The organism is Rufibacter immobilis (genome assembly GCF_003721565.1).
GTDB lineage: Bacteria > Bacteroidota > Bacteroidia > Cytophagales > Hymenobacteraceae > Nibribacter > Nibribacter immobilis.
Genome location: NZ_RJJE01000017.1, coordinates 1,042,338 through 1,059,063, shown reverse-complemented (window position 1 = coordinate 1,059,063; position 16,726 = coordinate 1,042,338). Strand labels below are relative to the sequence as shown.

18 protein-coding genes are annotated in these 16,726 nt (G+C 53.6%); 8 read left to right on the top strand and 10 right to left on the bottom strand.

What is annotated here, in order from left to right; translation table 11 throughout:
* Positions 1-14 precede the first annotated feature (14 nt).
* Positions 15-932: a DUF58 domain-containing protein gene (locus EFA69_RS17370; RefSeq protein WP_123134333.1), complete on the top strand. Its 918-nt coding sequence runs from the start codon at positions 15-17 to the stop codon at positions 930-932.
* A 274-nt stretch (positions 933-1,206) separates the two neighbouring features.
* Here EFA69_RS17370 and EFA69_RS17365 read toward each other — a convergent pair whose 3' ends face one another.
* Complete coding sequence (locus EFA69_RS17365; protein WP_123134332.1) at positions 1,207-1,833, bottom strand: DNA-3-methyladenine glycosylase family protein; 627 nt, start codon at positions 1,831-1,833, stop codon at positions 1,207-1,209.
* Between the two features lie 126 nt (positions 1,834-1,959).
* Here EFA69_RS17365 and EFA69_RS17360 point away from each other — a divergent pair, with 126 nt between their 5' ends.
* A complete protein-coding gene (locus tag EFA69_RS17360; RefSeq protein ID WP_123134331.1) occupies positions 1,960-2,811 on the top strand; it encodes a hydroxymethylglutaryl-CoA lyase in 852 nt (283 codons plus the stop codon).
* A 7-nt stretch (positions 2,812-2,818) separates the two neighbouring features.
* Positions 2,819-3,556 (top strand): (Fe-S)-binding protein, encoded by a 738-nt coding sequence (locus tag EFA69_RS17355; RefSeq protein ID WP_123134330.1) that lies wholly within the window; start codon positions 2,819-2,821, stop codon positions 3,554-3,556.
* A gap of 98 nt (positions 3,557-3,654) precedes the next feature.
* Here the strand turns inward: EFA69_RS17355 and EFA69_RS17350 are convergent, their stop codons facing one another.
* The 4 genes from EFA69_RS17350 to EFA69_RS17335 all read right to left on the bottom strand — a co-directional run bounded on the left by EFA69_RS17350 (position 3,655) and on the right by EFA69_RS17335 (position 7,534).
* Entirely contained in the window at positions 3,655-4,611 is a 957-nt protein-coding gene (locus EFA69_RS17350; RefSeq protein ID WP_123134329.1) for an alpha/beta hydrolase, read from the bottom strand.
* Positions 4,612-4,642: 31 nt separating this feature from the next.
* Positions 4,643-5,521 carry a 4-hydroxy-tetrahydrodipicolinate synthase gene (dapA, locus tag EFA69_RS17345; protein WP_123134328.1) on the bottom strand — a complete coding sequence of 293 codons (879 nt, stop codon included), beginning with the start codon at positions 5,519-5,521 and terminating at the stop codon, positions 4,643-4,645.
* Positions 5,522-5,746: 225 nt separating this feature from the next.
* The gene (locus tag EFA69_RS17340) at positions 5,747-6,475 is read right to left on the bottom strand and encodes a LytR/AlgR family response regulator transcription factor (protein ID WP_123134327.1); all 729 of its coding nucleotides are present in this window, start codon (positions 6,473-6,475) and stop codon (positions 5,747-5,749) included.
* 15 nt (positions 6,476-6,490) lie between these two features.
* Complete coding sequence (locus EFA69_RS17335; RefSeq protein WP_123134326.1) at positions 6,491-7,534, bottom strand: sensor histidine kinase; 1,044 nt, start codon at positions 7,532-7,534, stop codon at positions 6,491-6,493.
* 209 nt (positions 7,535-7,743) lie between these two features.
* Here EFA69_RS17335 and EFA69_RS17330 point away from each other — a divergent pair, with 209 nt between their 5' ends.
* From EFA69_RS17330 to EFA69_RS17320, 3 genes are read left to right on the top strand one after another with little or no spacing between them, the layout of a single operon-like run.
* Positions 7,744-8,706 carry an ABC transporter ATP-binding protein gene (locus tag EFA69_RS17330; RefSeq protein ID WP_123134325.1) on the top strand — a complete coding sequence of 321 codons (963 nt, stop codon included), beginning with the start codon at positions 7,744-7,746 and terminating at the stop codon, positions 8,704-8,706.
* A gap of 4 nt (positions 8,707-8,710) precedes the next feature.
* Positions 8,711-9,487, top strand: coding sequence for an ABC transporter permease (locus tag EFA69_RS17325; RefSeq protein ID WP_123134324.1), 777 nt, complete (start codon positions 8,711-8,713; stop codon positions 9,485-9,487).
* A gap of 42 nt (positions 9,488-9,529) precedes the next feature.
* Positions 9,530-9,709: a hypothetical protein gene (locus EFA69_RS17320; RefSeq protein ID WP_123134323.1), complete on the top strand. Its 180-nt coding sequence runs from the start codon at positions 9,530-9,532 to the stop codon at positions 9,707-9,709.
* Between the two features lie 16 nt (positions 9,710-9,725).
* Here the strand turns inward: EFA69_RS17320 and EFA69_RS17315 are convergent, their stop codons facing one another.
* From EFA69_RS17315 to EFA69_RS17305, 3 genes are all read right to left on the bottom strand, one after another.
* The gene (locus EFA69_RS17315) at positions 9,726-10,349 is read right to left on the bottom strand and encodes an AlbA family DNA-binding domain-containing protein (protein ID WP_123134322.1); all 624 of its coding nucleotides are present in this window, start codon (positions 10,347-10,349) and stop codon (positions 9,726-9,728) included.
* A 46-nt stretch (positions 10,350-10,395) separates the two neighbouring features.
* Positions 10,396-11,244 carry an SDR family oxidoreductase gene (locus EFA69_RS17310; RefSeq protein WP_183906845.1) on the bottom strand — a complete coding sequence of 283 codons (849 nt, stop codon included), beginning with the start codon at positions 11,242-11,244 and terminating at the stop codon, positions 10,396-10,398.
* Between the two features lie 146 nt (positions 11,245-11,390).
* Positions 11,391-11,771 carry a DUF3127 domain-containing protein gene (locus EFA69_RS17305; protein ID WP_123134320.1) on the bottom strand — a complete coding sequence of 127 codons (381 nt, stop codon included), beginning with the start codon at positions 11,769-11,771 and terminating at the stop codon, positions 11,391-11,393.
* 155 nt (positions 11,772-11,926) lie between these two features.
* Between EFA69_RS17305 and EFA69_RS17300 the strand changes: the two genes are divergently transcribed.
* A complete protein-coding gene (locus EFA69_RS17300; RefSeq protein ID WP_123134898.1) occupies positions 11,927-12,868 on the top strand; it encodes an isoaspartyl peptidase/L-asparaginase family protein in 942 nt (313 codons plus the stop codon).
* Positions 12,869-12,984: 116 nt separating this feature from the next.
* Here EFA69_RS17300 and EFA69_RS17295 read toward each other — a convergent pair whose 3' ends face one another.
* Positions 12,985-13,869, bottom strand: coding sequence for a cyanophycinase (locus EFA69_RS17295; RefSeq protein ID WP_123134319.1), 885 nt, complete (start codon positions 13,867-13,869; stop codon positions 12,985-12,987).
* Between the two features lie 179 nt (positions 13,870-14,048).
* On the opposite strand from EFA69_RS17295, the gene EFA69_RS17290 reads away from it, so the two are divergent.
* Positions 14,049-14,543 (top strand): YciE/YciF ferroxidase family protein, encoded by a 495-nt coding sequence (locus EFA69_RS17290; RefSeq protein ID WP_123134318.1) that lies wholly within the window; start codon positions 14,049-14,051, stop codon positions 14,541-14,543.
* A 165-nt stretch (positions 14,544-14,708) separates the two neighbouring features.
* On the opposite strand, the gene EFA69_RS17285 is transcribed toward EFA69_RS17290, so the two are convergent.
* Positions 14,709-16,511, bottom strand: a complete 1,803-nt coding sequence (locus tag EFA69_RS17285; protein WP_123134317.1) for a M1 family metallopeptidase — start codon at positions 16,509-16,511, stop codon at positions 14,709-14,711.
* Positions 16,512-16,726: the final 215 nt, after the last annotated feature.

Sequence of the window (16,726 nt, the reverse complement as noted above, 5' to 3'; positions counted from 1 at the left end):
GCAAACAAAGAGACATGAACAGATTAACCGTGGATTTAGACACCGTACGGAACATCCAGAACCTGGAGTTCCTGGCCAAGAAGCTGGTAGAGGGGTTTATTACGGGCTTGCACAAGTCGCCGTACCACGGTTTTTCAGTGGAATTCTCGGAGCACCGGCTCTACAACACCGGCGAGAGCACCCGCCATATGGACTGGAAAGTCTTCGCCCGCACCGAGAAACTCTTCGTGAAGCGCTATGAAGAGGAAACCAATCTGCGCTGCCAGCTCCTGCTGGATGTGTCTGGCTCCATGTATTATCCTACGCATAACTACGGCAAGCTTTCGTATGCGGTACTGAGTGCAGCCGCGTTGGCCACCTTGCTCCAGAAACAGCGCGATGCCGTGGGCCTCACCACCTTCGCAGACCAGATTGAACTGCAAACGCCCATCAAATCTACCGGGGCGCATTTACACACGCTGCTGCTGGCCCTGCAACAGCAATTGCAGAAACCGGCTCCGCCCCAGAAAGAGACCCGGGTGGCTACTATGCTGCACCATGTGGCCCAGCAGTTGCCTAAGCGTTCGCTCGTGATTCTGTTCAGTGATCTGTTGAGCCAGTACGAGCAGTTAGACGAGATCTTTCTGGCCCTGCAACACTTGCGGCACCAACAGCATGAGGTCCTGCTTTTCCACCTCACTCACGCCCAAACCGAGGAGGAATTTGATTTCCCAGACAAGCCCTTCCTGTTCCAGGGCCTGGAAACGGGTGAGAAGATCAAAGTGCAGCCCTCAGAGATACGGGAAGAGTATGTAAAGGCCATGCGGCAGTTCAAGAACGAACTGAAGTTGCGCTGCGGCCAGTACCGCATAGACCTGGTCTCCGTAGATCTGCGCGAACCCATTGACAAAGTCCTGCAGGCCTATCTGGTGAAGCGGCAGAAAGTGCGCTAGCGTTTCGGGGCCGTTTTTTGAAAATCAGGCCTGAAACACGTGAATAAAAGATATAAGATTGATGTCTGAAGTAAAGGATGAGAGATTAGTATCTGACTTTGTTTTGCCTACTTCTTGCTGTCCTCCTGAAAGGATCTTGTGGGCGAACTAGAATAGCTTTACTGGAACGCTACTGCCGTTCGTCCCCAAGGTCCTTCCAGGAAGACAATAGTATATAAGGTAAATCGGGACCTCCTTAAACTCAGAACTCAAGACTCTGAACTCAGGACTATAGTTAGGACTCAGAACTACTCACCGGTGCATTGTCCAGAGATTGCCACAGGTAACGGCAGGCGAGGGTGCGGTGCGGGCGCCAGGCTTCAGAAATATTTTTCATGCGGGCTTTGGCGGCCTTGCCTGTTTCCTCCAGCGCGTAGAGGCGTTTCATGGCGTTGTAGATGCCCAGATCATCCAGCGGCATCACATCGGGGCGGTGCAGGGCGAACATCAGGATCATTTCGGCGGTCCAGCGGCCAATACCTTTAATCTGCACCAGCCGCTGAATCAGTTCCTCGTCGGGGAGGGGAGCCAGTTGGGCATCTTCCAGTTTTCCGTCTTGTTTCTGTTGGGCCAGATGCTGCAGGTACGTTATTTTCTGCCTGGATAAACCTGCCGCCCGTAGCATCTCGGGTGGGGTTGAGAGCAGGAACGCGGGGTCTGGGTAGTTGTCTGGGAACAGCGCCAGGAAACGGGCCTTGATGGTGGCTGCCGCCTTCACCGATAGTTGCTGCGAAATCACCGAACTGAGCAGCGCCTCATAAATTGGGCGGTATGCCGTTGCTTCCGTTACAGGCTTCGCTTGCAAGATCATCTGGTACAGAAGCGGATCTTGGCTAAACAGGTGGGCGTGGGGGTGCTGCATACAGGTTATAACGCTAGAAAAGGTGAATTGGCGGCAAAATACACGCCTTTGCTAAATTTCCCGTATTACCTCTTATTTTTAGGAAGAACTGCCGCAATTGAGGCAACCCAACCCTTACTCCAAACCATGAAGATAATAGAATGCCCGCGCGATGCCATGCAAGGCCTCACTGACTTTGTGCCCACAGATCTGAAAGTGCGTTACCTGCAGGCCTTGCTGGAAGTAGGGTTCGATACCCTTGATTTTGGGTCGTTTGTCTCGCCCAAAGCCATTCCGCAAATGCGCGATACCCAGGAGGTGCTGGCCCAATTAGACACTTCTGCCTCCACAACCAAACTGCTCGCCATTGTAGCCAACTTACGGGGCGCTGAACAGGCCGTAGCCCATGAGCAGATCAGGTATATTGGTTTCCCCTTGTCTTTGTCTGAGCAGTTTCAGCAGCGCAATACCAATAAGTCCATAGCTGAAGCTTTACTTGAGGTAGCCCAGATGCAGGAGCTGTGCATCAAGCATGGTAAAGAGTTGGTACTGTACCTTTCCATGGGCTTCGGGAATCCTTATGGGGAGCCCTGGGAACCGGCCCTGGTAGGGGAGATGACCCAAAAGCTCCAGGCGCTGGATATTAAGATTGTCTCGCTCTCAGATACCATCGGGGTTTCCACCCCGGCCACCATTTCCGCGCTTTTCGGCACGCTTATCCCGGCTTTCCAGCAGATGGAATTTGGGGCGCACCTGCACACCAGCCCCGCCACCTGGCAGGAGAAAGTGGAGGCGGTGTACGCCAGCGGTTGCCGCCGCATGGACGGCGCTCTGCTGGGGTACGGCGGTTGCCCCATGGCCAAAGACGATCTGGTAGGCAACATGCCCACCGAGAAAATGCTCGCTTATTTACAGCAGAAAGGCGTACCTTTGGGCCTGCACCAGGAGGCGCTCGCCCATGCGTTGGCGCTTGCTTCCCACGTTTTCAATTCGCACTAAAAAGAAGATGGCTCAGCCGGTAGTAGATATTTTCATTCCCTGTTTTATAGACCAACTGTTTCCGCAAACGGGCTGGAACATGGTGAAGCTCCTGGAAGCATTGGGCTGCACCGTGCGCTACAACACCAACCAGACCTGCTGCGGGCAACCGGCCTACAACGCCGGTTTCCAGAACGAGTGCCGCCAGGTAGCCGATAAGTTTCTGGAGGATTTCTCCTCTGAAGACAGCGATTACATTGTGGCGCCCTCGGCGTCCTGCGTGGGCATGATCCGGAACGCTTACTCCAACATCTTCGTGACCTCGTCTAACTTTGTGCGCTACCGCGCGATGGAGCGTAAGGTGCTGGAGTTGACCGAGTTTCTGACCGATGTGCTGCAGGTGACCCATATTCCAGGTGCGCGGCTCAACGCCAAAGTAACCTACCATGACTCCTGCAGCGCCCTGCGCGAATGCGGCATCAAGGAAGGCCCCCGCCGTCTGCTGGAGATGGTGGAAGGATTGCAACTAACGGAGATGCGTGAATCTGAAACCTGTTGCGGCTTTGGCGGTACGTTTGCGGCTAAGTTTGAGGCTATCTCCGTGGCCATGGCCGAACAGAAAGTGGAAAATGCCCTGAGCACCGGCGCCGAGTACATTGTCTCCACCGACACCAGCTGCCTCATGCACCTGGACGCCTACAGCAAAAAACAGAACAAGCCCATCAAAGTCATGCACATCGCCGATGTGCTCACCAGCGGCTGGTAGCACTTTAAATGATGAAAAGATAAATCTCCCGTTTAGGGGCCGTTTTTCTAAAAACAGCCCCTAAACGGGAGATTTATCTTTTGGGCGGTAAGAGGCTGTTATTTAATTGTTTTAACAAAGGTGACAATGGCCGGCATCAATGGAGTAGCCAGCGGGAGCGAGGGGTTAGCGTACGTCCCGAAGTTGGTGGCTCTGTCTGCCGTGGTCTCTTTGAGAACGTGGTTCATGTGCTCAATCTCCACAAGTTTGCTTTTAGGCGCGGCGGCGGCCAGAAGCTGCGCCTCATGGGTACTTACCTGCAAATCCTGGGTACCCTGTACCAGCAGAATAGGTACGTTCAGCTTCTTGATCTCGGTTTGCGGATCATACTTAAACCAGGAAATCAGGTAAGGTTGCACGCTGGGCCTGAAGAGAGCCGCCAGCATGGGGTTCACGTCCGTCACGGCTTTGCCCTGCGCCAGTTGGTCCAGAATAGGGAATGCGGCGTCTTTCACCATGGGCGGCTGGGCCTGTAACTGTTCCCTAATGATCTTGTCCGCCGATTGCCCGGCCCCGGCCACGGAGATGAAACCATCGGCCTGGGCTTGGCGGGCGGCCATCATGCCAATCAAAGAACCTTCGCTGTGTCCCAGCACCACCACTTTGGTAAACCGCTTATCCTGCTTCAGTTTTTTGATCCAGTCAGCGGCATCCTGTACGTAATGGTCAAAACGCAGGTCGAACTCAGAGACGGCCGCCGAGGTGCTTTCGGCAATCCCGCGCTTGTCAAACCGCACCGACGCGATTTCCTGGGCCAGCAGTTCCTCGGCCACCAGTTTCAGGCTGTTGTTCTTCATGGCGGGGTTATTCCCGTCACGGTCGGTGGGGCCGGAGCCCGAGAGGATGAGCACCATAGGTACCCGTTTGCCGTTGGCGGGTGCCAGCAGCGTCCCTTTGAGGGTGCCTTTCTGGGTTTGCAGCTCTATGGGCTCACCGGCCGGGGCAGGCGTTTGCGCCAGCGCCTGGAGTTTCAGAGCAAGGCAGGCTAGTAGCAAGAAAAGGATTCTGGTTTTCATCTTTTTTTGGAAAAAGAGCCGCTAAACGCCGCTAGGACAGCAATGGAGCCGCCGCGGCTTTGATGCGCTGCACCAGGCCTTCTGAGGCCGGAGCCAGCGGCAGACGCACGAACGGTTCACAGATGCCCGCTTCCTGCAGCGCCAGTTTAATGCCCACAGGGTTGGCTTCTTCGTACATCAAGGGGTTTATCTTCCCGAAGGAACGTTGCAGCTTGCCTGCTTGAGTGAAATCGCCTTCCAGCGCGAGACGCGTCATGCGGCTGAACTTGGCCGGGAAAGCATTGCCCAACACTGAGATAATGCCGTCACCGCCCACGGAGATCAAAGGAACCGTCACCATGTCGTCGCCGCTGATGACCAGGAAGCCTTGGGGACGCTCCTCCAGAATGGCCATGTACTGCTCCAGATTGGCGCTGGCGTCTTTGGTGCCTATAATGTTGGGGTGGTGCGCCAGCCGCAGCGTGGTGGCGGCGGTCATGTTAATGCCCGTGCGGCCCGGCACGTTGTAGAGGATCACCGGCACCGGAGAAGCATCGGCGATAACCGTGTAGTGCAGGTAAATACCTTCCTGTGAGGGCTTGTTGTAGTAAGGGCACACCGAGAGGATGGCATCAATGCCGGTGAAATCTATCTGTTTCAGTTGCTCCAGTACGGTGCGGGTATCATTGCTGCCCAGGCCGTACACCAGCGGTTTTCGGCCGGCTATGCGTTCCTTGGCGAAGGCCAAAAGCTGGGTTTTCTCTTCAGCAGTAGTGGTCACTGACTCTCCGGTGGTGCCGTTCACCACCAGGTAATCTATCCCATTGTTCAGGTTAAAGTCGATCAGGCGGCCAAAGGCTTCCAAGTCCACGGAAAGATCGGCTTTGAACGGAGTTACCAAGGCCACACCGGTTCCTCTTAATGCTTGCATGTCTGTAGGTTTGAAATAAAGTTTCGGGCCAAAGGTACAGATTTGGGGCCACAGTTGCCTTAGGTGACGAACGTTTGTTTTTCTGTACTACACTTAAATCAGGAAGGAATGTCTTGGGGCAGCCGCAGGAGAAACGCCAGCCTCATTGGAAAGCCGTTTTGAATAGATTGTCTTTCCGTTTAGGGGCTGTTTTCTGGAAAAGAGGCCCTAAACGGAAACCTGAACTTATAGGTTCTTGCTTTCCACCCACCGCATAAAGCCTTCGCGGTAGCTGTCCCCGATGGGGATTTCCTGCTCCTTGATTCTGATGCGGCCTTTCTCAATGCTGTCTATGTGGTGGAGCGACACAATGAAGGAGCGGTGCACGCGGGCAAACTCCTGTTCAGGCAGCTTCTCCGTGATCTTGCTCATAGACAACAGCGTGATGATCTTTCTTGTGGTGGTATGCAGGATCACGTAATCCTTGAGTCCTTCAATGAAGAGGAGGTCTTTCAGGTTCACGCGCAGGGTTTTGTAATCTGCTTTCACAAAGATGAAGTCTTCGTTCTCCTGCGGAACGGGGGCAGAAACCGTGAGCGGAGTTGGCGCCTGCGGCCGCTGCACCCGCTCGTAGACTTTGTTCACGGCCTTGAAGAAGCGGTCAAAGGGAATGGGCTTGAGCAGGTAATCTACGGCATCCAGAGTAAAGCCATCTAAGGCGTACTGCGGGTAAGCGGTGGTGAAGATAACGGCCGGACGGTGGGAGAGCGACTGCACAAATTGCACCCCGGTGATTTCAGGCATCTCAATGTCCAGGAAGAGCAGGTCAATGGGCTGGCGTTGCAGCACCTCCATGGCCTGGAGGGCGCTGGAGCAGGTCTGGACCAACTTTAGGAACGGGATCTTGCTGATGTAGGAGCGCATGAGGTCCAGCGCGAGCGGTTCATCGTCAATGGCAAGGCAGGTCAGTGGCATAGCTCATGTGGGAGGTTAGGTAAGTTTACGCAATTCCAGCCGCGCATCAAATTCCGGTCCCTGACTGTGGGTTTCTAAGGTGTAAGCATTGGGGAACAAAAGCTCCAGCCTCCGCCTCAGGTTTTGTAACCCAATCCCTCCGTAGGCCTCCTGGGTGGGCGTGGGTTTCACGGTATTGTGGGTGATAAAGGTTAGGTGATCATCTTCCACCAGCAGGTGTAGTTGCATGGGGGCCGTGGTGAGGCCGTGCTTGAACAGATTTTCCACCAGGGGCATCAGGAGCATGGGCGGCAGCTGGAAGCGGGAAGTGTCTCCGTCTATCTGCAAGGTCAACAGCCCGGGGTTTGGGAGCCGGAGCCGGTGCAGGTCCAGCAGGTGTTGAAGGTGCTCTATCTCTTTCTCCAGGGGTACCAGCGGAACATCGGTTTCATACAATTGGTACCGCAGCAGTAGAGAGAGCTTCAGGATAGCGTCTGGGGTGCTGGGGGAGTTCTGGTAGGCCAGTGAGTAGATATTGTTGAGCGTGTTGAACAGGAAGTGCGGGTTCACTTGGGCCTTCAGGAGCTCCAGCTCAGTAGTGGCCTGCCGGAGCTCCAGTTCCCTGCGACGGCGCTCATTGCGCAGGTAATCGCCGGTGACTTTAAGGGAGGAGCTCAGGAAGATATTCAGCACGCCCATAATGGCTATGGGCACCATGACACCTTTCAACGAGTAGATAGATGGATATTTACGTATTTGTTCGGCCATGGCAGGATCAAGTTGGGCACTCTTTTTCATCTCGAAGATTTCTATGGGAGTCCTGATCACCACAAACAGCGCCAGCGTGAGAATAACCGCAACGGCGTACAGCAGCACCTTGTTCTTAGCCAATATCTTAGGCACCAGCACCAGCCAGTTGAAGTAAAAGAGGGCTATATGGAAGAGAAACGTTTGGGCCAAATCTGCCACTTTCCAGGTCAAAGGAATCGTGGAAACCCTTGCGTTGGAATAGAAGCTGTTGAAAACCAGCAGCACAATCCAGAGCAGCAGATGCAGCAGGAGCGGGAGGCGTTTCTTCATCGTTTTTCTTTAATCAGGCCAAAACTACGCAAACGCCTTTGCTTTAAAGAATACAGCAGCAGGAAATAGACCAACGCCCTTTTTGTCTGGATGAACGGGTTCAGGGGGTAGAGCACCGGGTTGGTCTAGACATACCTGTGGTTGGTCTAGTTTAGTTGCAGAGGGTGGGGTAGTCCGTTTCATTTGGAGTATCGATTCCCTTTGCCGCTATGAATGAACTACTGATTCAAACCCAAGATCTACATTACCAATACGGTAGACAGAAAATTTTGCAAGGCCTGCACCTGCACATCCCCAAAGGAAGCATCTACGGCTTTCTGGGCCCTAATGGGGCCGGTAAGACCACCACCATCCGGTTACTGCTAGGCTTGCTCCAACCCACCAGAGGCTCCATCCATTTATTTGGAAAAGAGTTGGAGCTCCACCGGGTGGGAGGACTGCAACGGATAGGAACCCTCATTGAGACACCCAGCCTGTACAACCACCTCACGGGCCAAGACAATCTGGAGGTGATGCGCCGCCTGCTGGGGGTAGGCAAGCACCGGATTGATGAAGTACTGGAGATTGTACGGTTACAGCAAGATGCGCACCGCCCGGTCAAGCACTACTCCCTGGGCATGTGCCAACGCCTGGGCATCGCTCTAGCGCTGTTGTCTGACCCGGAGCTGCTCATTCTGGACGAACCTACCAATGGTTTAGACCCTAGCGGCATTAGGGAAATGCGGGAATTGCTGATTAGCCTCAACCAGGAGCACGGGAAAACCATTTTCCTATCCAGCCATCTGCTAAGTGAGATTGAAAAAACCGTGACCCATCTTTCCATTCTACACCAGGGAACGCTTCGGTTTGAAGGAACGGTGCAGGAGCTGCATCAGTTGGAAAAACATGGCCATTTACTGGAAGTGGAGGTGAGTAATGTGCTGTCAGCTAAAGAGATATTGTCGGTGAATGGATGTGCCGTAGAGCTGGTTGATGCACAGAAGGTGCGAGTAAAAGTGAGAAACAAGGAGGCTGTGGCCCTGGTAAACCAACTGCTGGTGCAGCACGGGATACAAGTCACTGGATTACTTTATGGCCAGCAAAGTCTGGAGGAGATGTTTCTGTCCATTACTACTCAACCTGAACCTGTGGCCACTGAAACAATGGTTCGAACCCTTTTGACTTTGTCTTAAACGTATGGAAGCAACTTATACCTTTCTGCGGTGCGGAGTGTCTGCCGAGGCCCTAAAAATCAAGAATTCCTGGGCCTTTTGGCTCTCCTTGTTAGCCCCACTCTCCATTGTTAGTATGAATTTTTTGGTCTTCTACTTCAAAGGCGACAGGATTCTGAAACCGGGTGTGGACCCATGGTTCACTTTTGCGGGCAATAATTTCACGGCCACTGCCCAATTGTTAGCGCCCATGTTTCTGGCGCTCATTACGGCTCTGGTGAATGGCATTGAGCATCATGCCAACGGATGGAAGCAACTGTACGCGGCTCCAATGCCCAGGTGGATGGTTTTCCTGAACAAGTACCTGCTGGTACTGGGGCTCGTGTTGCTCACATTTTGCACCTTCTGTTTGGGATTGTTTGCGGCTGGGTACCTGTTGGGTTGGTTAAAGCCAGCGCTGGGGTTTCAATATTATGATCATGTGCAGAGCATCAGCCTGGGAGGATTCCGGGTCTTTATTGGCTCCCTGTTCATTTTTACCCTTCAGTTTTGCATCAGCTACCGGTTCAAGAGTATTGGGCTCAGCATTGGGTTAGGGATTCTGTTCATCATGGCCTTCCTCATTGGCTCAAGGTGGGAGTACATTGGCTACTATCCGTACAGCTGGCCCTATTTCTCTGCAAGTGCTTTCTATATGAAGGCTTCTGCCGTGTTTGTGCCGCAGATGTGGTACAGCCTGGGAAGCAGCATAGCGCTGTTGGTGCTGGCCATCTGCCATTCGGTTAAAAAGCAGGTACAGTAGTTTTGCCCTGATTTCAGAAAAGGAGCCCCTAAACGGAACGTGATGAAATTTTTATTTGCGGTAGCGGTAGGTATAGTGTGCAGCTGGTGCTTTGGCTTGCTTGATCATGAGGGGCAATTGGCGCTGGAGCGGCATCAGCGGGAGGTAAACAGCTTTTATCAGGCAAAAGTGAAGACGGTGGAAAGTACCAGGGGCAAATCCTACTTCTACGTGTGGCCCTGAGATTAGCTGCCTGAGATTAGCTGAGGGTATAGAAGGGTTCTTTTTCTTTGTCATGCAGGCGTACGTGGCCCTGTAGCACCAGGTACACCAGTAAGCGTTTGGCCCGCTGTCTGGAGAGGTTGGCCAGGTGCATGAAATCTTTGAGGGTAAGTTTGCGGTACTTCTTCAGGAGCTCCAGGATACGTTCCTGTTGGTGGTCCAGTTTCTCTTCCAGACTTTCAGAGGCGGGCTCCAGGGTGAGTGATTTCTCCACCAGTTTACTGGTCTGCACGCTCTCGTCTTTCACGCGTACGTAACCCCGCCAGTCGTTCTCTTTCACTCTGGCTAAGTGCGGTTTAGTGGCGCTCTCCGGAATGATTACTTTCAGTACGGTGCCTTCCTCCATTTCCACTTCTTTATAAAAAACGCGTACCGGTGGGTCGCAGAAAAGCTGGATGGCTTTGTCTAGGGAGTACATTTCCTCGTCGGGGTCTACGCCGCAAATGGTGCCATCGTCCTGCACGCCCACCAGAATCTGCCCACCGCGGGTATTGGCGAAGGAAACCATGGTGCGGGCGATGCGGTCTGGATGAGTAATGGTCTTCTTAAATTCCAATGTGTCACTTTCACCCTGGAGTATGAGGAGGTACAGTTCCTGCATGTGTGTTTAGTTTAGCCGAATAGAGGGCCTTTTTCTGAAAATCAGCTTAAAATCCAGTCTGCTCCGCGCTCAGGTCCCATAGCCGACGGGCCACATGGGCATTCATGGAGTCGGCGGAGGAAGTGGTGGGCATTTTGTTCTTGTAGTATTTGCCGCTGGTTTTCTTCAGGTAAGGCGAGGTGGCCAGAAAAACGGAGGTCTGCGCTCCCTTCGCCGGCGATTTAAGGAAGATTCGGCCTAGCTGCATGGCTGATTTTATGAAGAAGTTGCTGTTGTTCCCAAAGTTGGTGGCTACCACCCCGGGGTGCAGGCAGTTGACCGTGACGTTAGTGAACTCAGTACGACGGGCCAGCTCATAGGTGAACAGGATATTGGCCAGTTTGGAATCTGCGTAAGCGGTGATGGCGCTGTACTTCTGCGGGGTTCCGGCATGGGCGAAGTCAATCTGGCCCAGACGGTGCGCCTCTGAGGTCACGTTCACCACCCGACCCTGCTCCGCAGCCAGCAACGGGTCCATGAGCAGGTTGGTGAGCAGGAAAGGAGCCAGGTGATTGGTGGCCCAGGCTACTTCCCAACCGTCGGGGGTAGTTTGCAGGGCGCCGGGAATTAAGCCAGCGTTATTAATGAGCACATCAATAACCGGATATTTGGTTTTCAGTTCCTCGGCCAGCCGCTTCACTTCCTGCATGGATGATAAATCGGCCAGGTGTAATTTGAGATTCGCCTGGGGTACGTTTTTCTGAATGTCCTCAAGGGCTTGCTGTCCTTTCTGGGCGCTTCGGCAAACCAGCACCACTTGGGCGTCTTCATTGGCCAGGGCCTGGGCGGTGGCTTTCCCAATACCGGAGCTTGCGCCCGTCACTACCATTACCGGCTTGTGTCTGTGTGTTGTCATATTTTCTCCTGCTCCAGCTTCCCGGATAAAGGGACTACGCAATTTTAATGCCCAAAGCTGCCTTCCTGGTAAAGCGGTGCGTAAGTAGCACAAAAAAATGCGGCCCCAAGGGAGCCGCATTCTGTGTTCTTATGAAAAAACGTTCCTTAGAAAGGAAGATCGTTGTCCATGTCGTCGCTGATGAAGGAGCTGGATTTCACGGGCTGCTGGGCATATGGGTTGCCTGATGCCTGTGGTTGCGCGGCGTTGCCGGCATGCTCAATTCTCCAAGCCTGCAGGTTGGTGAAGTACATGGTGGTGCCGTTTTTAGTGAAAGGTTTCCCGCTCAGGTTAAAGGCTACCTTTACTTCATCGCCTGTTTTATAGTTGTCAAGAATACCGCACTTGTCTTGGGTAAGCTGAAACTTGGCATACTGCGTATAAGACCCGTCTGGGATCTCCAGAACGAACTCACGTTTCCGGAATTTTTCGCTCACTTGGGTTTCGTCAAAGATTTCGTGCAATCTTCCCTGTACATCAAAAGACATAGGTGATAATTTTTAATAGATTAGTAAAGTAACTACACAAAGATACAAAGATTAGAGGGTTTAGATTCCCTTGGCCAGACTTAAATTTATCCACCGCGCCGCCTTTTGCGCCGGTGGCAAAAGCAGAGAACGGCCGCTTTGTGATTCCCTACACTATGGAGAAAAAGCATCAATTTGCCCTTGCCTTGCACGGTGGGGCCGGCACCATTACCAGAGCCTCACTTACCCCAGAAATGGACCTAGCCTACCGCCAGGCCCTGCACCAGGCCCTAAACATTGGGTACCAGATGTTGCAAAAGGGCAGCTCCGCGCTGGCCGCGGTGGAGGCCACGGTGGTGGCGCTGGAAGATTGCCCGCTGTTCAACGCCGGTCGCGGCTCTGTCTTCAACAAGCAGGGGCGGCACGAGATGGACGCTGCCATTATGTGCGGCAAAACCCTGGGTGCCGGGGCGGTGACGGGCGTGCGGAACGTGCGCAACCCCATTCAGTTGGCCCACCAGATTCTGCACCACTCAGACCACGTGTTCCTTTGCCAGGCCGGGGCCGAGGAATTTGCCCGCAACCACGGCTTAGCCTTTGAACCCGACGATTATTTCTTCACCCAGCAACGGTATGAACAGTGGCAGGCCCTGCGGGATTCTGACATCTACATGCTGGATCACTCGCAAGCCCGGGAGAAAAAGTATGGCACGGTGGGAGCCGTGGCGCTGGATGTGCACGGTAATCTGGCCGCGGCCACCTCTACCGGCGGCATGACCAACAAGAACTTCAACCGCATTGGCGATACACCTATCATTGGGGCCGGCACCTATGCCAACAACCGCACCTGCGCCATTTCCTGCACCGGCCACGGTGAATACTTCATGCGGAACGTGGTAGCCTATGACATTTCCTGCCTCATGGAGTACAAAGGAATGACTCTGGCCGAAGCCTCTGAGCTGGTGGTGCAGCAGAAACTGAAATCCCAGGGTGGTGAAGGCGGACTGGTGGCCGTAGACGCTACCGGAGCCGTGGCGCTGCCTTTCAACTCAGAGGGCATGTACCGCGCCAGTAGGGCAGAAGGCCAGGAAGCGGTGGTGGCCATTTACCAGGAATAGAGTTGTTTGACCGGGTGCGGGGAAATGGTGGGCACTATCAAGGCCGCGCAAAAAATGCGTTTAGGGGCTCTTGTTGGAAAAAGAGCCCCTAAACGCATTTTCAGAAGGGAGACAGATTACTGTTGCGGCACTTCTATTTTATTGCCAACACAAAATTTCCGCTCCCTTATGTCATAGTAATTGCCCAGCGCCATGACGTGCACCCGCAGGTTTTCAATGGAAAGGGGCGTGCCCGGGGCGGCGTAGGAAGCATTGTTGTGCTTGATGTGGTGCCCGTCTACCACTATGACCAGGTTAGAGCCAATGGTCTCAATGAAGTTCCCCTGGCTGATGAGCACACCCGTGTCTTCCCCCAAGCCAATGCCTATTTTATACGGATGGGTGGCCACGGCTTCCATCAGGCGGCCAAACCTCCCTCGCTTGACAAAGTGCGAGTCAAAAATGACGTTTTCCTGAAACGCCAGCCCGCGGTCCAGCTTCACAGAGCCTTTCAACAAGGAGCGGGAGCTGCTTCCGCCCTTGATCATGACGTCAGACATGGCCATGGCCCCGGCGCTGGTACCCGCAATGACAAAACCAGGTTCGCGGTGGTAGCGGTCCAGCAGAATCTGGTGGAAGGCGGTACCCGAGAAGATCCTGAACAGCCGAGACTGGTCGCCGCCCGTGAACATGACCCCGCTGGCTTTCCGTAGGCGGGCCAGAAACTCCGGTTTCAGGGCATCGGCCTCTTCCCTAATGTCCATCACCTGCACCTGCTGGCAACCCAACATCCCAAAGGCGTGCAGGTACATGGCCCCCACTTCCTCCGGAATCATGGAGGCCGTGGTGATCACTTCAATCAAGGCTTCTTTGCCGCCCATGGTGTCAATGATGCGCTTGAGAATGCCCAGCTCAAAGAAATTCAAGTGAAACTGCTTTTTCGCTCTGGGAAAGGTGCCTTTGTCTTCATTTCCGCCTACGGCGATGAGAATGCCCTTGGGAGCCTGCTCAAATATGGTCATGTAAGAAAAATCTGGGTTGGTCTCTAGGTCTTATACGGCGGTTTCCCCCGCAAAAGTCTTGCCTAATATTACTCTGTTTAGAGGGCAGAAGTTCTTTTATTCTTTTTGAACTACCCCGGTAAGGCATCGTATAGAAATCATAGCTGAATTGATTTCTTCCACCTAAAAAGCTGATTGATATGAGATTAACATCCTTAAATGACCTGTTCATCCACCAGATGAAAGATTTGTACAACGCGGAGCAGCAGATCATGAAGGCCCTGCCCGAAATGATCAACATGGTGTCTAGCCAACAGCTCAGATCTGCTTTGGAAACCCACCTGCAGGAAACGCAGGGGCAGATACAGCGCCTGGAGCAATGCTTCCAGCTGCTGGGCATGAACGGCAACGGGGAGAAATGCATGGCCATGGAGGGAATAATCAAAGAAGCGAAGGAATTCATGGGCCATGACGCAGACCCCGAGGTGATGGATGCCGGCATCATTGCCTGCGCGCAGCGGGTGGAGCACTATGAAATTGCCGGTTACGGCACGGCCTGTACCTACGCCAAGTTCCTGGGCCACCAGGAGGTGCTGGACTTGCTGAAGGAAATCCTGAACGAGGAGAAAATGACCGACGAAAAGCTGACCACAATTGCCGAAACCGCCGTTAACAGCAGAGCGGAGAATCACTAAGAGTACCGCTTTCAGAAACAGCAGAGCCCGCTGATGATGTCAGCGGGCTCTGCTGTTTCTGCATACATAGGAAATTCTTCTTCCGGCGCAGCCGAATTGGAGGCATTGCGTTTAGGGGCTCTTTTTCCAAAAAGAGCCCCTAAATGCAATGCTCAAAGCCCTTGGTTAGACCCGCAGCAGGGCATCTAATGAACTGGTGGAGACGGCGTGGTAATTGGGCCGGGCCTTCTGGTAGATCTGCTGGGCCAGAGATTTGCCCTCCGGGGTTTGCAGCAGCGCTTTGTAGAGCGGGAGCAGGAATTTCCGTCGGCCCACCCGCACCAGAAACTCCTCCAGTGCTGCGTAGGCGGCGGTATAGCCGTGCCGGATGGCGTGCCGGTACCACTCTGCCTGAATCTCTGCGTTGTGGGACAGGGTAAATCCAAAAGCATGGTCCAGCTCTTCCAGCTGCGCCATGCCCAGAGTGTCTGGCAAGTTCGTGAGGAAGAACAACCATTCATGCGTGCTCCAGCCCTGGGTAACCAGCTCTTGGGCCGGAGTGCCCGCCAGCCACTTATGTAGTTCCTGCAAAACTTTCTCAAACAGCGCGGCATGCATGGCGGGAGTGCCGGCGGGTAAACCGGGAGAATGGATCCAACCTTGGGTATTCACTTGCCGGCGCAGTTCCTCGTTTCCGTTTAGGAGCTCTTTTTCCAAAAACTGCTCAAAACCAGCCGTGTCCATGGATTGGAACCTGAACGTGCTGAAGTACTTCTTCACAAAACCATCGAACCGTTCCCGCCCCACCAGTCTTTCCAGGTGCCGCAGAAAGTAGTTCCCTTTCTCATAGGCAATCTCGGTTAGGCCTTCGTCAGGGTCGCGGTTCTCCAGGTTCAGTTTCAGGCAGGTGTCCAGGGGAGAAGAGCTTAGGTCATCGAGCGTGTGCAGGAGGTCCTGGTAACCCAGGGTGTGGAGCATCTCGGCGTATTCAGGACCGTAGAGTGCTTCCATGATACGACGCTCAAAATAAACGGTAAAGCCTTCGTTGAGCCAAAAATCATTCCAGGTGGCGTTGGTGACCAGGTTGCCCGACCAAGAATGGGCCAGTTCATGGGCCACCAGACTGGTGAGTGAGCGATCGCCGGCTATAATGGTGGGAGTGGCGAAGGTGAGTTTGGGGTTTTCCATGCCGCCAAACGGGAAACTGGGGGGTAACACCAGTAAATCATAGCGGCCCCAGAGATAAGGCCCGTAGAGTTCCTCGGCGGCCAGCAGCATCTTCTCAGTGTCGGCGAACTCATAGGCGGCGGCCTCTATGGAGCTTGGTTCGGCGTAAACACCGCACCGGTCGCCAATGGGGGAGAAAACCAAATCGCCCACCGCCAGGGACAGCAGATAAGACGGAATAGGGTTCTCCATCTTAAAGAAGTAAGTGCCGTTTTCGTTTTTCTGCTGCGGATTATCGGCGCTCATAAGGGGCAACAGGTGAGCGGGCACTGTCACCTTTGCCGTGTACGTGAACCGTATTCCGGGGCTGTCCTGGCACGGCAACCAGGTGCGCGCCAGAATGGCCTGTGACTGCGTGAACAGAAAGGGCTGTGTTTTACCCGCGGTCTGGGTTGGCTCCAGCCACTGCAAGGCCGCAGAACCGGGCGTAGTCTTAAATTCTAAACGAAGGCTCCTGGTTTGGGGGAGCAGCGGGATGTGCAGGCCCTGGCCCAGGAACGGTTTTTCCTCCCCCAGCCTGAAATCCGTTGCCTGCGACTCGTCATCAAGGTAAACGGCCAATATCTGCAGGTTCCGTACATCCAGCACAATCTCGTCGGTCTCGCTGTGCGCCAGGTGGTAGATACCAGATCCATGAATGGTTTTGGTGTTGAAGTCTACTTCCAGTTGCCAATCTACATGCGTAATACGGGCTTTCTGAGGTTGCGAAAAACTATGCGGATCTGCGGTGAATGTTGCGGTAGGGCTATCGTTATAATCCATTTTTTTAGAATCGGGTTTTGATGAATGTTCTTTTGTTGCAGGTAAAAGTTGGGGGCAGCCTGGGCTTCTGATATTATTTATTTTAGGCGGTTTTTCCCTTTTATAACTTCTCCTCTTGTTAGATTAGTGTACAAACACAGATTTTATGGGTAAAAAGGATTGTTGTTGGTTTTATGCAATTTTTAATCAAAGGTATCCCTTAACTTTTTTTACCC

Bases quoted from the DNA above. Each gene is read 5' to 3' on its own strand.
- EFA69_RS17290 (WP_123134318.1), top strand. From the start codon at position 14,049: ATGAGATTAACATCCTTAAATGACCTGTTCATCCACCAGATGAAAGAT.
- EFA69_RS17305 (WP_123134320.1), bottom strand. From the start codon at position 11,771: ATGTCTTTTGATGTACAGGGAAGATTGCACGAAATCTTTGACGAAACC.
- EFA69_RS17315 (WP_123134322.1), bottom strand. From the start codon at position 10,349: ATGCAGGAACTGTACCTCCTCATACTCCAGGGTGAAAGTGACACATTG.
- EFA69_RS17335 (WP_123134326.1), bottom strand. From the start codon at position 7,534: ATGAAGAAACGCCTCCCGCTCCTGCTGCATCTGCTGCTCTGGATTGTG.
- EFA69_RS17330 (WP_123134325.1), top strand. From the start codon at position 7,744: ATGAATGAACTACTGATTCAAACCCAAGATCTACATTACCAATACGGT.
- EFA69_RS17370 (WP_123134333.1), top strand. From the start codon at position 15: ATGAACAGATTAACCGTGGATTTAGACACCGTACGGAACATCCAGAAC.
- EFA69_RS17285 (WP_123134317.1), bottom strand. From the start codon at position 16,511: ATGGATTATAACGATAGCCCTACCGCAACATTCACCGCAGATCCGCAT.
- EFA69_RS17325 (WP_123134324.1), top strand. From the start codon at position 8,711: ATGGAAGCAACTTATACCTTTCTGCGGTGCGGAGTGTCTGCCGAGGCC.
- EFA69_RS17310 (WP_183906845.1), bottom strand. From the start codon at position 11,244: ATGACAACACACAGACACAAGCCGGTAATGGTAGTGACGGGCGCAAGC.
- EFA69_RS17320 (WP_123134323.1), top strand. From the start codon at position 9,530: ATGAAATTTTTATTTGCGGTAGCGGTAGGTATAGTGTGCAGCTGGTGC.
- EFA69_RS17350 (WP_123134329.1), bottom strand. From the start codon at position 4,611: ATGAAAACCAGAATCCTTTTCTTGCTACTAGCCTGCCTTGCTCTGAAA.
- EFA69_RS17340 (WP_123134327.1), bottom strand. From the start codon at position 6,475: ATGCCACTGACCTGCCTTGCCATTGACGATGAACCGCTCGCGCTGGAC.
- EFA69_RS17360 (WP_123134331.1), top strand. From the start codon at position 1,960: ATGAAGATAATAGAATGCCCGCGCGATGCCATGCAAGGCCTCACTGAC.
- dapA (WP_123134328.1), bottom strand. From the start codon at position 5,521: ATGCAAGCATTAAGAGGAACCGGTGTGGCCTTGGTAACTCCGTTCAAA.
- EFA69_RS17355 (WP_123134330.1), top strand. From the start codon at position 2,819: ATGGCTCAGCCGGTAGTAGATATTTTCATTCCCTGTTTTATAGACCAA.
- EFA69_RS17365 (WP_123134332.1), bottom strand. From the start codon at position 1,833: ATGCAGCACCCCCACGCCCACCTGTTTAGCCAAGATCCGCTTCTGTAC.
- EFA69_RS17295 (WP_123134319.1), bottom strand. From the start codon at position 13,869: ATGACCATATTTGAGCAGGCTCCCAAGGGCATTCTCATCGCCGTAGGC.
- EFA69_RS17300 (WP_123134898.1), top strand. From the start codon at position 11,927: ATGGAGAAAAAGCATCAATTTGCCCTTGCCTTGCACGGTGGGGCCGGC.